This window comes from Kribbella sp. NPDC051586 (genome assembly GCF_044453965.1).
In the GTDB taxonomy this organism is placed as follows: domain Bacteria; phylum Actinomycetota; class Actinomycetes; order Propionibacteriales; family Kribbellaceae; genus Kribbella.
The window spans coordinates 748,598-760,909 of record NZ_JBITDF010000004.1; the positions used below are offsets into that span (position 1 = coordinate 748,598).

The 12,312-nt window shown below is 70.1% G+C and carries 15 protein-coding genes; 10 read left to right on the plus strand and 5 right to left on the minus strand.

The annotated features are described in order from the left end of the window. The first annotated feature begins 39 nt into the window (after nucleotides 1–39). Nucleotides 40–1,170, plus strand: coding sequence for a GNAT family N-acetyltransferase (locus tag ACIA58_RS30445; protein WP_396407242.1), 1,131 nt, complete (start codon nucleotides 40–42; stop codon nucleotides 1,168–1,170). Between the two features lie 172 nt (nucleotides 1,171–1,342). After that, nucleotides 1,343–2,008 (plus strand): GNAT family N-acetyltransferase, encoded by a 666-nt coding sequence (locus tag ACIA58_RS30450; RefSeq protein ID WP_396407243.1) that lies wholly within the window; start codon nucleotides 1,343–1,345, stop codon nucleotides 2,006–2,008. 185 nt (nucleotides 2,009–2,193) lie between these two features. On the opposite strand, the gene ACIA58_RS30455 is transcribed toward ACIA58_RS30450, so the two are convergent. Continuing rightward, complete coding sequence (locus tag ACIA58_RS30455; RefSeq protein WP_396407244.1) at nucleotides 2,194–2,466, minus strand: hypothetical protein; 273 nt, start codon at nucleotides 2,464–2,466, stop codon at nucleotides 2,194–2,196. 64 nt (nucleotides 2,467–2,530) lie between these two features. Between ACIA58_RS30455 and ACIA58_RS30460 the strand changes: the two genes are divergently transcribed. Together ACIA58_RS30460 and ACIA58_RS30465 are read left to right on the plus strand one after the other, a co-directional pair. Then, a complete protein-coding gene (locus ACIA58_RS30460; protein WP_396407245.1) occupies nucleotides 2,531–2,896 on the plus strand; it encodes a CAP domain-containing protein in 366 nt (121 codons plus the stop codon). Between the two features lie 194 nt (nucleotides 2,897–3,090). Further along, nucleotides 3,091–4,065 (plus strand): CAP domain-containing protein, encoded by a 975-nt coding sequence (locus tag ACIA58_RS30465; protein WP_396407246.1) that lies wholly within the window; start codon nucleotides 3,091–3,093, stop codon nucleotides 4,063–4,065. A gap of 535 nt (nucleotides 4,066–4,600) precedes the next feature. On the opposite strand, the gene ACIA58_RS30470 is transcribed toward ACIA58_RS30465, so the two are convergent. Next, on the minus strand, nucleotides 4,601–5,023 hold the full coding sequence (locus tag ACIA58_RS30470; protein ID WP_396407247.1) for a hypothetical protein: 423 nt from the start codon (nucleotides 5,021–5,023) through the stop codon (nucleotides 4,601–4,603). 304 nt (nucleotides 5,024–5,327) lie between these two features. Here ACIA58_RS30470 and ACIA58_RS30475 point away from each other — a divergent pair, with 304 nt between their 5' ends. Then, nucleotides 5,328–6,128, plus strand: coding sequence for a hypothetical protein (locus tag ACIA58_RS30475; RefSeq protein ID WP_396407248.1), 801 nt, complete (start codon nucleotides 5,328–5,330; stop codon nucleotides 6,126–6,128). A 75-nt stretch (nucleotides 6,129–6,203) separates the two neighbouring features. Then, entirely contained in the window at nucleotides 6,204–6,464 is a 261-nt protein-coding gene (locus tag ACIA58_RS30480) for a hypothetical protein (protein ID WP_396407249.1), read from the plus strand. On the opposite strand, the gene ACIA58_RS30485 is transcribed toward ACIA58_RS30480, so the two are convergent. Beyond that, complete coding sequence (locus ACIA58_RS30485) at nucleotides 6,440–7,393, minus strand: GlxA family transcriptional regulator (protein WP_396407250.1); 954 nt, start codon at nucleotides 7,391–7,393, stop codon at nucleotides 6,440–6,442. The two genes, ACIA58_RS30480 and ACIA58_RS30485, sit on opposite strands and share 25 nt — an antisense overlap. Before the next feature lie 82 nt (nucleotides 7,394–7,475). Here ACIA58_RS30485 and ACIA58_RS30490 point away from each other — a divergent pair, with 82 nt between their 5' ends. Both ACIA58_RS30490 and ACIA58_RS30495 read left to right on the plus strand, forming a co-directional pair. Next, nucleotides 7,476–8,237 carry an MBL fold metallo-hydrolase gene (locus ACIA58_RS30490; RefSeq protein ID WP_396407251.1) on the plus strand — a complete coding sequence of 254 codons (762 nt, stop codon included), beginning with the start codon at nucleotides 7,476–7,478 and terminating at the stop codon, nucleotides 8,235–8,237. Between the two features lie 133 nt (nucleotides 8,238–8,370). Beyond that, nucleotides 8,371–8,820, plus strand: a complete 450-nt coding sequence (locus tag ACIA58_RS30495) for a lamin tail domain-containing protein (RefSeq protein WP_396407252.1) — start codon at nucleotides 8,371–8,373, stop codon at nucleotides 8,818–8,820. A gap of 43 nt (nucleotides 8,821–8,863) precedes the next feature. Here ACIA58_RS30495 and ACIA58_RS30500 read toward each other — a convergent pair whose 3' ends face one another. Further along, complete coding sequence (locus tag ACIA58_RS30500; protein WP_396407253.1) at nucleotides 8,864–9,715, minus strand: MOSC domain-containing protein; 852 nt, start codon at nucleotides 9,713–9,715, stop codon at nucleotides 8,864–8,866. 58 nt (nucleotides 9,716–9,773) lie between these two features. On the opposite strand from ACIA58_RS30500, the gene ACIA58_RS30505 reads away from it, so the two are divergent. Continuing rightward, entirely contained in the window at nucleotides 9,774–10,292 is a 519-nt protein-coding gene (locus ACIA58_RS30505; protein WP_396407254.1) for a helix-turn-helix domain-containing protein, read from the plus strand. Between the two features lie 28 nt (nucleotides 10,293–10,320). Here ACIA58_RS30505 and ACIA58_RS30510 read toward each other — a convergent pair whose 3' ends face one another. Beyond that, nucleotides 10,321–11,127 (minus strand): spermidine synthase, encoded by an 807-nt coding sequence (locus tag ACIA58_RS30510; protein ID WP_396407255.1) that lies wholly within the window; start codon nucleotides 11,125–11,127, stop codon nucleotides 10,321–10,323. 176 nt (nucleotides 11,128–11,303) lie between these two features. Here ACIA58_RS30510 and ACIA58_RS30515 point away from each other — a divergent pair, with 176 nt between their 5' ends. Further along, on the plus strand, nucleotides 11,304–12,296 hold the full coding sequence (locus ACIA58_RS30515) for a malate dehydrogenase (protein ID WP_396407256.1): 993 nt from the start codon (nucleotides 11,304–11,306) through the stop codon (nucleotides 12,294–12,296). Nucleotides 12,297–12,312 lie beyond the last annotated feature (16 nt).

Here is a 12,312-nt window from a genome sequence, read left to right on the forward strand (position 1 = left end):
ATGCGTTGCCGACGCGGTGGCAGCGCGTCACCCTGAAGCATGCGATTTCCCGAGGACGTGCCGGTGCTGACCGACGGCGTGGTGACACTGCGTGCGCACACCGCCGACGATGTCGAGCCCGCCTACCGGATGTGCCAGGACCCGGTCATGCAGGAGTGGACCACCATCCCGGTCCCCTACCTGCGCGAGCACGCGGTCAATTTCCTCACCGACGTGATCCCGAACGGCTGGCGCCAGAACACGATGTGGGCCTGGGCGATCGAGTACGACGGCCGCTACGCCGGGACCATCGACCTCGGTGACGGGGAGGGCGGGGTCGGCGAGGTCGGGTTCGCGGTGACGCCGGAGGTCCGCGGCAACGGGGTGATGACGCGGGCGCTCAAACTCGCCGTACGGTACGCGTTCGACAGCCTCGGCTGGGACCGGGTGATCTGGCGCGCCTTCGTCGGGAACTACGCCAGCCGGCGGGTCGCCTGGAAGGCGGGCTTCCGCGGGCTGGTCCGGGTGCAGGGCGCCGGACGGACGCGTGGCGTCCGGAAGAACGAGTGGGTCGCCACGCTCGGGCGCGAGGACGAGCTCGAGCCGCAGGGCAACTGGTGGTCGGCGCGCGAGCTCGAGGGCGGCGGGATCCGGTTGCGCGGACTGCGGGACTCGGATGCGCAGCGGGTGCAGGAGGCCTGCAGCGACGAGCGAACGCAGCACTGGCTGTCCGGCATGCCCGACCCGTACCGGCTGGAGGACGCGGAGGGGTTCATCAAGACCCGGCTGCACGCGATGGCCAGCGGCGAGGCCGTCGCGTGGGCGATCGCCGATCCCGGCACCGACCAGCTGCTCGGCAACGTCAGCGTCTTCGATCTGAACAACCGGATCGACAAGACCGTGGGCGAGATCGGGTACTGGATGCACCCGGACGCGCGCGGCCGCAAGGTGATGTCGTCGGCGGTCGAGCTGCTGATCCCGTACGCGTTCACGCCTGTCGCCGAAGGCGGTCTCGGCCGCCGCCGGCTGGTGCTGAAGGCTGCCGAGGGCAACAGTGCGTCCGCGCACGTTGCCGAGGCCAACGGGTTCACCCTGGTCGGCACCGAGCGCGCGGCCAGCCCTCGTCGGGACGACAGGTACGACAACCTGATGACCTTCGACCTGCTCGCCGACGAGTACGCCGGTCGCTGACCCGTCAGCAGCAGACAGCCCCAGGCACGGTCAGACAGGGGCCGCCAGGGGTTGCGCTGCGAGCGGCCGCGCGGTAGTGGTGACAGGCTGCAGGCGGTAATTCACGGCCAGTTGGTGTCATGCGACACCGGTTCCCCTCGCCGTGACGGGTGCGGGCTGCTTGAATCGACGGGTGAGAGATCGTGAGGAGCTCGTCCGCCGCTGGCAGGCCGGGTGGTCCGTCTCGCGGGGCTGGACCACAGTGGAGGACGACAACGACGGCATCCTGATCGTCCGTGCGGGTGAGGAGAGCAGACCGACGGAGTACGTCGTACTGGATGCCGACGGCAAACCGGAGCGCGTGGAGCGAGCCGCCCAACTGGCCTCGGCCGACGGCGGCGGGCGCGGCGCGGGGTGGATCACCCTGGCCACCGACGACAAGGAAGCCCGGATCGAGCAGCTGGAGGACCTCGGCCTCGAGGTCCAGCAGGACCAGGACTGGCTGATGACGATCCAGCTCTCGGAGCAGCCGGCCCTGAAGCTGCACGAGCGCTATGCGTTGCACACCGAGCTCGAGGACGACCTGATCATCACCCGCGCCACCCTGCACGGCGGGGTGGTGTCGAGCGGGCGGATGGCGGTCGTCGGAGAGGACGCGGTCGCGGACCGGATCGAGACCGACCCGGCCCACCGGCGGCGCGGACTCGGCAGCGCAGTGATGGCGTCCCTGGTCGAGGCGGCCGCGGCGAAGGGCGCCAAACGCGGCATCCTGATCGCCTCCATCGACGGCCTGCGCCTCTACCGAAGCCTGGGCTGGAAGGTCATCGCCGACATCGTCATAGCACGCTCAACCGTTTGAAACGACTGCGATAGTCAAAGGTTCGTCAAGGGCGGTCGGGGTTAGGGTCGGCGAACGTCGGCCTGGGCAAGGGTGCTCACCATGACGAACCACAAACGGTCACTCGGCAGTGGCGTGGCCGGTCCTCTCATCGCGTCGCTGTCCGCTCTGGTCCTGCTGGTCGGCGTCGGGTGGTTCGTCGTACGTCAGACCGGCTCGAGCAAGGTGACGAGCCAGGAGACCCCGGTCACATCCGTCGCACCGGCCAGCGACGATGCGCCGGCCGCGACTCCGATCCGTCCGACGAGTCCGTCGTACACACCCAGCCGTACGACGCCGACACCGACCCGTTCCACGACGAAGACACCGACCCCGACGCCGACGCGGTCGACCACGGCTCCGAGCCGCGGCAGCACACGGACGCCGACGCCCAGACCCACGAAGTCGACGACGAGGCCGACACCCAAGCCGAGCCACACCGCCACACCCAAGCCGACGGCAACCACCAAGCCCAGTGGCGGATCCGCGGCCCAGGTGCTTGCCTTGACCAACCAGGAGCGGGCCAAGGCCGGCTGTGGACCGCTGCGCACGAACAGCGCACTGACCAAGGCCGCCCAGGCGCACGCCGCCGACATGGTCGACCAGCACTACTTCGCGCACGACAGTCTGGACGGCCGCAGCCCGTTCGACCGGATGAAGGCGGCCGGGTTCACGGGCGGCGCGATGGCCGAGAACATTGCCGTCGGCTACTCGAGCCCGTCCTCGGTCGTGACCGGCTGGATGAACAGCCCGGGCCACCGCGCGAACATCCTCAACTGCACCTACACGATGATCGGCATCGGGTACGACAACGGTCAGGTCAAGCCGGACTGGGGCAACGGCAGCTGGGTGCAGGACTTCGGCGGGTGATCGCCGGTCCAGGCAGGTTCGTCAATCGTTGGCGAAGAACCTTCGGGAATCGTTAAGAGGCGTCGCAGACCTGTAACGATGACCTCGCGGGTCCGTTAAGGTCGCTGTTCGGTAACCAGGGGGGACCTGGCTGGACCAACGGGGAACGACGCGACACTCGGCACGACGAAAAACGAAGAGGATTCGCCCATCCCATGACGGATTCGCCTACCCCCCGGCGGCACCGCGGCAGTAGACGAGCTCCCCGGCGGAGCCGTGGCCTGGTCGGCCCTGTCGTCAGCGCGTTGTCGGTCCTGCTCGCGATCGGACCGGTCGTGTGGTTGATGTCCCGCGACAACTCGTCGGTCGACGACGCCACCAAGGTCCTCAACGTCTCCGAGAACTCCCGCGTCGACGGCGGATCCTCCGACGGCACGACAGCCGGGACCCCACTCGTCACGATCACCAAGACCCTGCCGAACGGCCGCACCACGACGGCCGTCGTCGGTACGCCGGCACTCGGCGCGGCCACGACGTCGACGTCGACCACTCCGACCAGTGCCGGTACGCCGAGTGTCACGCCCACCGACATACTCACCACCCCGACGGCTCCGACCGTCGGCGTGACGACCGTGACCGTGCCGCCGGCCTCGCCGGGCAGCACGCGGACGACCACCGGCGGCGGGCGGCCGAAGCCGTCGTACCCGACGAAGACCTCGAGTACGCCGAAGCCGACGAAGACGCGGTCCACCGAGCCGACGGACACTCCTCCGCCGCCGAGTGGTGGCGGGACGAACACGCAGGAGCGGCAGGTCCTCGACTACACGAACCAGATCCGCCAGCAGCAGGGCTGTGGCCCGCTGCGGCTGGACAGCGCACTCGTCGAGGCTGCCGGGGAGCACGCCTCGGACATGGTCCGGCGGCACTACATGGACCACACCAGCCCTGACGGCCAGGACCCCGGCGACCGGATGGCGGCCGCCGGGTACCGCGGGTCGACCTGGGGCGAGAACATCGCGGCCGGCTACGACAGCGCCCAGAAGGTGGTCGCGGCCTGGATGCAGAGCGACGGTCACCGCAAGAACATCTTGAACTGCCGGTTCACGACGATCGGCATCGGATACGACCCGGGGAAGGTCAAGTCCGACTACGGACCGGGCAGTTGGGTCCAGGACTTCGGCCGGAGCTGAGGCCGGGTTGTGGTTGTCATTGTGTGGAGATCACCGAGTGCGGCCGAGACGTTGTCTCAGGCCCACAATGTCCGGCCGGTTCACGGTCGGTCGCCGCGGGTAGATCCGACCTTGTCATGTCGCCGGGCGTTCCTGGGGGGCTCCGGTGAGACGGCTGATGAGGCACGTCTTGGGGGCGCGACTTTGAAGGGAACAACGAAATAATGCCCGAGTCCGGCAACGGCCGGTACAAACCGCGCAGGAAGGCGACCCGAGCGGCATCACGCTCGTCGCGTTCCGGCAACCGGTCCACCCCGCCCGCGGAAACCACCCCGCCCGCACCACCAGAACCACCGCGGTACGCGCCGCGCTCCAGCGACGAGTCGCCCTTCTGGGCCACCGCGCAGAACGCCGGCGCGTCCAACGAGTCCCCGTTCTGGGCCGGCGGCAACCAATCCCGCCCGGCCACCCCGCAGTACGCCCCGCGCGGCGGCATGCCCAGCTACACCGCCCCCGAGGACGCTTCGTCCGGGCTGCCGACCCGGTCCGAGGACTCCTACGGGTCCGCCGCCGGGCGGAAGCCTGCTGGTACTCCGTCGTGGGTCGAGCAGTCGATCGCCGGGAGCGAACCGGAGCCGGAGTCGCCGGGCCGGGCGCGACGGGCGGCCCGCCGGGCGGAGGAGCCGGAGCCGAGGGGCCTGGGCGAAACCGCCGGCACTTGGTCCGTCCGGCGCGCAGCCGACGACTGGGCTTCCCTGGGCACTGCTTCACCGGACACCACCCCGCGCCCAACCACGCCGGCCGCGTCAGCAGCCGACGACCTGGCAGCCACCGCCCGCTCCAGCCGGACCCGCTCCACCCGAGCAGCAGACGCCGGCACAACCGGAGCAGCCGGCCTCGGTGCAACCGGCGCCGGCACATCCAGCGCCCCCTCGTACAGCGCCGACACGTACAGCGCCGACACGTACAGCGCCGACACGACCAGCGCCCGCTCGTACAGCGCAGACGCGACCGGCCTCGGTGCGGCGGGCCTCGGTGTGGATGGTGCTGAGGCGGCTGGTGCGCGCTCGTACGGTGCTGGGCCGGGTCCGGATGGTGCCGGTTCGGCTGGTGGGGATGGGCTTGAGGGGGCTCATGTTGGTGGCGCCGGGATCGGTGCTGCTGGTGTTGGGCAACGTAGGGGTTCTGGGCCCGGCGGTAGCGGGTCCGGAGGTTCCGGGCGTGGGGGTCGGCGGGCGGCTTCGGGTGAGCGGGGAGCTCGGGGGCGGCGGTCGATTATTGCCATGGCTTCGGTGGTGCTGGTGATCACGCCGATCTCGTGGATCCTGTTGCACCAGCCGCAGAACGACGACGCGGACGCCTCGGTGCCGATGGTGACGCGGACCGACGACACGTACATCACCCCGACCACGAAGCCCGCCGTCGCGACCCCGTCGGCGCGGGCCACGGTCCCGCCGACGGCGAGACCGACGAGTACGCCGACGGTCACCCCGACCACCACCCCCACGGCGAGCCCGACGGACACCCCGACGGATTCCGCCTCCCCGACCACCGTCCCGACGGACACCCCGAGCCGCATCGAGCCGACCGACAGCCCGACTTCGGAGAAGGCCACCAACTCCCCGACCACACCGGGTCGCACAACCTCCACCGGCGGTCCGACCCAGACCCCGACCACCACCCCGCCGCCACCGCCGCCGCCGGCACGCGACGGCGGCATGGACGCCAACGAGTCGCAACTGTTCGACATGATCGACAGCGCCCGCAGGAACAGCGGCTGCCAGCCGCTCGAGCAGGACCCGGGCCTGACCGGGAACGCCCGCTCGGACGCGAGCAGCCGCGCCAGGTCCGGCTCGACGAACAGCAGCGGCTCCTCGAAGTCGTCCGCCGGCGGCGACAACTGGACCGCGCAGCAGGCGTACGACCAGATGATGGCGCAGAGCCGCGGCACGATCATGAACTGCGGCCTGACCACCCTGGGCGTCGGGCGCAAGGGCTACGCGCACTGCACGGCGATCGACCTGCTCGGCCTCTGCATCGGCTCGAAGCCGACGCGCTACGCGTGGGTGGCCGACTTCTCGTAGTAACCACGGCACGATTCCCTCCGGTTGGTGCGACCATGGTTGGGCGACCTGGTCCACCAACCCGGGGGAGGCTGGATGTTTTCCGAGCGTGACGACGTGGATCGGGCCGGGCCGGCGCACTACGGGATCCATCCGGACGCGTTCGCCGAGGAGCGCCCGGATCCGCGCCCCGAGGAGGCCAGGCGGATGGGCCTGAGCCGGCACACCGAGGAAGGCGCCGTGCTGTACTTCGCCTCGTCGCTCGACCGCGGCAAGACCGGGCACCGGATGATGGCCTGGATCCTGCTCGTCACGTTCGCCGCGCCCGTGGTCTACATCCTGCTCGTGCTGCTGTAGAACTCCTGCCGATGCCGCTGCGGCGTCGTCCCGAGCAGCGTGTGGAAGTGGTGCCGCAGCGCGTCACTGCTGCCGAACCCGCTCGACGCCGCGATCCGCTCGACCGGCAGATCGGTTGTCTCCAGCAACAACCGCGCCCGGTCCAGCCGTTGCCGCAGCAACCAGGCCTGCCCCGAGCTCCCGGTCCGCGCCCGGAACTGCCGCGTGAACGTACGCCGCGACAGCGCCACCGCCCCCGCCCACTCGTCCAGCGACACGGGCTGATCGAGCCGCCCGCGCGCCCAGACCATCGCCTTCTCGATCACGTCGTCGCCCGGGTCGGGCGGCACCGGCACCGGGATGTACTGCGCCTGCGACCCGCTCCGGTGCGGCGCGACGACGATGTCGCGGGCAACCTTCTCGGCCTCCTCGACCCCGTGGTGCATCCGGACCAGGTGCAGACAGCAGTCCAACGACGCCGCCGTACCCGCCGAGGTGATCACGTCGCCGAGATCCGACCACAGCACGTCCGCGCGCACGTCCAACTCCGGATGCAGGTCCCGCAGCTCGTCCGCCCAGCGCCAGTGCGTCACGACCTCACGCCCCGCGGCGATCCCGCTCTCCGCCACCAGGAACGCCCCGATGCACAACCCGACCACGGTCGCGCCGCGCGCATGCGCACGCCGGATCGCGTCCAGCAGTACGGCGGAGGCCTGCCGGCCGGGCTCCCAGCTGGGCAGCACCACGACATCGGCCCGCTCCATCACCTCGAGCCCGTGATCCACACTGATCCCGAACCCGGCGTTGGTCCGCATCGACCCCGGCTCCTCCGCGCAGACGAGTACGTCGTACCGCGTCGGACGGCCCCGCCGCTCGCCGAGGACCAGGCAGGGCACGGACAGGTGGAACGGGCTCATCCCGTCGTACGCGAAGACCGCCACTGTGCGCATGAGAACAGTATGGCCCGATCTTCGGCAACTATGGCTCCCGGGCCAATGGTGAGACGGTCCGCGAGGGCCGAGGATCGTGGTCATGGAGATCACGCACATCGGCGGCCCGACCGCCGTCCTGAACCTTGGTGGCCTGAAGTTCCTGATCGATCCCGCGTTCGACGAGCCCCGCGACTACGAGCTGCCGGGCCGGGTGATGAGCAAGCTGATCGGCCCGGCGATCCCGGCCGCCGAACTCGGCCCGATCGACGTCGCGCTGGTCTCGCACGACCAGCACAAGGACAACCTCGACGACGCCGGCCGCGGGCTGCTGCCGGCGATCCCGACCGTCCTGTCGACCCCCGACGCGGCGACTCGCATCCCCGGCGTACGCGGGCTGGCGAACTGGGAGTCGATCGACCTGCCCCGGCCGGATGGCGGCATCCTGACGGTGACCGGCGTACCGGCGCTGCACGGCCCGGAAGGCGCCGAGAAGGTGCTCGGGGTGGTGACCGGGTTCGTCCTGCGGGGCGAAGGCCTTCCGACCGTGTACGTCGCCGGCGACAACGCGTCGGTCGGCCTGGTGAAGGAGATCGCGGATCGGTTCGCGCCGATCGACGTCGCGGTCCTGTTCGCGGGCGCCGCGCGGACCCCGCTGCTCGACGGCGCCAACCTCACGCTGACGTCGGCCGAAGCGGTCGAGGCGGCGCGCTTACTCGGTACGGCGACCATCGTCCCGGTGCACACCGAGGGCTGGGCGCACTTCACCGAAGGCCCCGACGAGTTCGTCGCCGCGTTCCGCGAGGCAGGGCTGGCCGACCGGGTGAAACTGCTCGAGCACGGAGTCGCCACGCCGGTTGGTTGAGCCCTTGACGAGCACGGAGCGTAACAACTAGCGTGTGCGACCGCCGGGGGGAACCGGCAGCTGTGGTCACCGGGCCGGGGGGAGATCGGCCCACTGCCGAAGGGGAATTCCTTTGTTCGCACGACGCTTCCGCATGCTCTTGTCCGCTGCGACGGCCGCCGTGGTGCTGGCGGGTACGGCGGTCCTCGCACCGTTGACGGCCAACGCGGCCATCACCGCCGTACTCAGCGGGATCCAGTACGACCCGCCAGGTACCGATGTCCGCACCAACGCACAGATCAACAACGAGTTCTTCACGGTCCGCAACATCAGTACCCGGCCGATCAACCTGTCCGGCTTCCGGGTCGCGGACGTCGCGAACCATGTGTACGTGTTCCCGCGCGGCTATGTGCTGCCGGGGCGGTCGACGGTCATCGTCCGCACCGGCAAGAACCGGAACCGGGCGCTGACGCTCTATTGGAACCAGAGCTGGTACGTCTGGAACAACACCGGCGACACCGCCCGCTTCCAGACCCCGGCCGGCAAGACCTTCGACACCTGCACCTACAAGGCCGTCACCGGCCGCTCGCGGGTCGGCTGCTAGGGCAGGACTCCCGGTCGGACGCCGTCCGACCGGTAGTCATGCGCTAGTCCTGCGCGGGATCAGTGCCGTCCGGGATCCATTCCCGGACGGCGATCTCGTCGCCGACCCGAATGGTGCCGCCGGCAAGTACTGCGGCCTTGACGCCGAAGCTGACGCCACCGCCGTACGCTGCCTCACGCCGGTACGTCGCCAGCGTCCTGGTCGGCTCCGGACCGGACTTGGCGCCGGTCGACTGATCCACCGTCGGAACCGCACACCGGATGCCGCGCGCCGAGTAGCCGATCTCGACCGCGCCGGCGGTCATCCGGAGCACCTTGTCCTCGGTGTGCGGCTCGGACCAGCCGGACACCACGAGGTTCGGCCGGAAGCGGTTCATCGGGATCGCGTCGCCGCCGCGCTCGAGGATGCGCTGGTTCAGTCCGTCGAGTGACGACTGCGACGTGACCATCAGCGCGTGCGCGTCGCCGTACCCGGTGAGGCCCCGGTGGGCGCCCCAGCCGGGCCGCTCGTGCTCGGGCGTGACGCGGACGAGCGAGGCCGAGGTGCCGAGGCGGTCGGTGAACCACTCGTCCGCGGCCGGATCCTGGACGACACCCTGGCCGAACCATTTCCCGAACAGGCTGACGTCGCGCCGCTTCCCGTCGTACTGGATCTCGAGGTCGAGGTCCGGGACGCCGGCGGCGGACAGCCGCAGACGGTCGCCGGCGATCTCGGCGTGGAGGGTCGCCATCGCCGGCAGCTTGCGCTGGCTGAGGAAACTGCCGTCCGGCTCGACCAGCATGAACAGGCGATCGTTCAGCAGGCCGGTCGGGCCGACCTCAGCAGACTCGACGGGGATCCCGGCAAGACCTTTCACCGGGTAGTAGGCCAGGGCAGCAACCTTCGCGACGGACACAGGGTCAAGCCTAACCGGCGCTTGATCTGTTCGAACATGTTGAGTTATGTTTGAACACGTGGAGGATGTCGAGGCATTCGCGAGTGCATTGCAGCGGGTACGACGCCATGCCGGGCTGAGCTACCGGCAACTGGCCGACCGGGCGCACTACTCGCATCCACATCTGATCCGCGCGACGAGCGGGAAGCAGCTGCCGGCCTGGGAGGTGGCCGCTGCGTTCCTGACCGGCTGCGGTGTGCCCGGCGATCTGATGCCGGTCTGGCGCCGACGGTGGGAGGAGGCGAGCCGCGATCCACGGGACATCGTCGGGCTGCTGGAGGCTGCCCGAAGCCTGGAGGAGCTCGGAGCCGCTCTCGCTGCACTCGCCCGTCCGCGCTCGTTGCGGACTCTGGAGCAACAGACCGGTATCCCGCGGGCCACGATCCAGGCATGGTTCCGTGGGGCCCGCCTGGCCGGACAAGACCGGCTCGATCACCTGGTCCGGTCGGTCGGCGGATCGCCCGCCGAGCGAACCGCGGCGACCGACGCCATCGAACGACTGAGCACCAACCGCGAGCGACTCGGCTCCGGCCGGTAAAAGCCTTCGGCCGGCCGGTGCGCCTGGGTCAGCTCCGGAAGACCGAGGCCGGCGCCCGCGGGGTGACGAAGCCTTCGGCGTCGGTGAGCGGCGACGCCTTCCCGGCCAGCTCGCCCAGCGGCATCACGTCGTACGGCGGTTGCGCCCGGCGACCGGCATCGGTCAGGTCCGGGACGGGCTGGGGTGACGCGACCATGATGACGTTCCCGAATCCCTTGCCACGCAGGATCTTCCGCTCCGCGAGCACCACCCCCGCACCGATCGCCGCCTGCACGGTCGCCGCAGTACGCCGGATGAACGGCAACCCGGCCTTCCCGTCGATCAGGTTCGCGACCAGTACGCCGGTCGGCCGCAACACCCGGGCGCACTCGGCGAAGAACTCCGCCGTCACCAGATTCGCCGGCACGGCCTCGTGCTCGAACGCGTCCAGGATCACCACGTCCATCGAGTCGTCGTACACCTCGCCGATGCCGGCCCGCCCGGTCACCGGCCGCACCTTGATCCCCGACCGTTTCGGCAGCGGCAGCGCCTCCCGGACGAACTCGGTCAGATCCTCGTCGGGCTCCAGCACGATCTGCCGGGATCGCGGCCGCGTGACAGCGACGTACCTCGGGATGCTCAGCGCGGCCCCGCCGACATGCAGCACCGCGACCGGCTGACGCCGCGGCGCGACCGCGTCCACGACGTCGCCGATCCGGCGCATGTACTCGAACGGCAGGTGCGCCGGGTCCGCCAGGTCGACCTGCGACTGCGGCGACCCGTCGATCCGCAGCACGAACGTCCCATCGGCCTGCACCTCGACACTCGCGACCCCCGACCCGACCCTCCGCTCCACTCCGCCATCCTCTCAGCCCTGACGTCCGCGACCTTGAGCACCCACCAACCGTTTCGGTGCGCGGGAAACGGTTGGTGGGTGCTCAAAGTGTGAGGAAGAACGTGGTGCCCCAGCGTTGGGCTGCGACAGGTGGCTTGCTAGCGTCCGAAGGACCACAAAGCACAAAGGAGCGTGTCGTGAGCACTACACCGGTGAAGGTGGCCGTTACCGGGGCCGCAGGGAATATCGGTTACAGCCTGCTGTTCCGGATCGCGAGCGGGGCCCTGCTCGGGCCGGACACCCCGGTGGAGCTGCGGCTGCTGGAGATCACCCCGGCGCTGAAGGCACTCGAGGGTGTCGTGATGGAGCTCGAGGACTCCGCCTTCCCGGCGCTGGCAGGGATCGAGATCGGCGACGACCCGAACGTGGTCTTCGACGGCGTCAACGTCGCGCTGCTGGTGGGTGCGCGGCCGCGGACCAAGGGCATGGAGCGCGGTGACCTGCTCGAGGCGAACGGCGCGATCTTCACCGTCCAGGGCAAGGCGCTCAACGACCACGCCGCCGACGACGTCCGGATCACCGTCACCGGCAACCCGGCCAACACGAACGCGCTGATCGCGAAGAGCAACGCGCCCGACATCCCGGCCGAGCGGTTCTCGGCGCTGACCCGGCTGGACCACAACCGGGCGCTGGCGCAGCTGGCGAAGAAGGCCGGCGTGCACGTCACCGACCTGAAGAAGCTGACGATCTGGGGCAACCACTCCGCGACGCAGTACCCGGACATCTTCCACGCGGAGGTGGCCGGCAAGAACGCCGCCGAGGTCGTCAACGACCAGGCCTGGCTGGAGAACGACTTCCTCCCGACCGTGCAGAAGCGCGGCGCCGCGATCATCGAGGCCCGGGGCGCGTCGTCGGCCGCCTCCGCCGCGGCCGCCACCATCGACCACACCCGCGACTGGCTGGCCGGCTCGGCCGACGGCGACTGGCTGTCGATGGCGGTCGTCTCCGACGGTTCGTACGACGTCCCGGAGGGCCTGATCTCGTCGTTCCCGGTGACCGTCAAGGACCGCAACTGGGAGATCGTCCAGGGCCTGGAGATCAACGACTTCTCCCGCGGCAAGATCGACGCCTCGACCGCCGAGCTCGGCGAGGAGCGCGACGCAGTGAAGGCCCTCGGCCTGATCGGCTGACCACCTGCAGCAGACA

Coding starts and splice junctions, on each gene's coding strand:
- ACIA58_RS30445 (WP_396407242.1), top strand. CDS start 40: ATGCGATTTCCCGAGGACGTGCCGGTGCTGACCGACGGCGTGGTGACA.
- ACIA58_RS30465 (WP_396407246.1), top strand. CDS start 3,091: ATGACGGATTCGCCTACCCCCCGGCGGCACCGCGGCAGTAGACGAGCT.
- ACIA58_RS30475 (WP_396407248.1), top strand. CDS start 5,328: ATGGCTTCGGTGGTGCTGGTGATCACGCCGATCTCGTGGATCCTGTTG.
- ACIA58_RS30480 (WP_396407249.1), top strand. CDS start 6,204: ATGTTTTCCGAGCGTGACGACGTGGATCGGGCCGGGCCGGCGCACTAC.
- ACIA58_RS30485 (WP_396407250.1), bottom strand. CDS start 7,393: ATGCGCACAGTGGCGGTCTTCGCGTACGACGGGATGAGCCCGTTCCAC.
- ACIA58_RS30490 (WP_396407251.1), top strand. CDS start 7,476: ATGGAGATCACGCACATCGGCGGCCCGACCGCCGTCCTGAACCTTGGT.
- ACIA58_RS30495 (WP_396407252.1), top strand. CDS start 8,371: ATGCTCTTGTCCGCTGCGACGGCCGCCGTGGTGCTGGCGGGTACGGCG.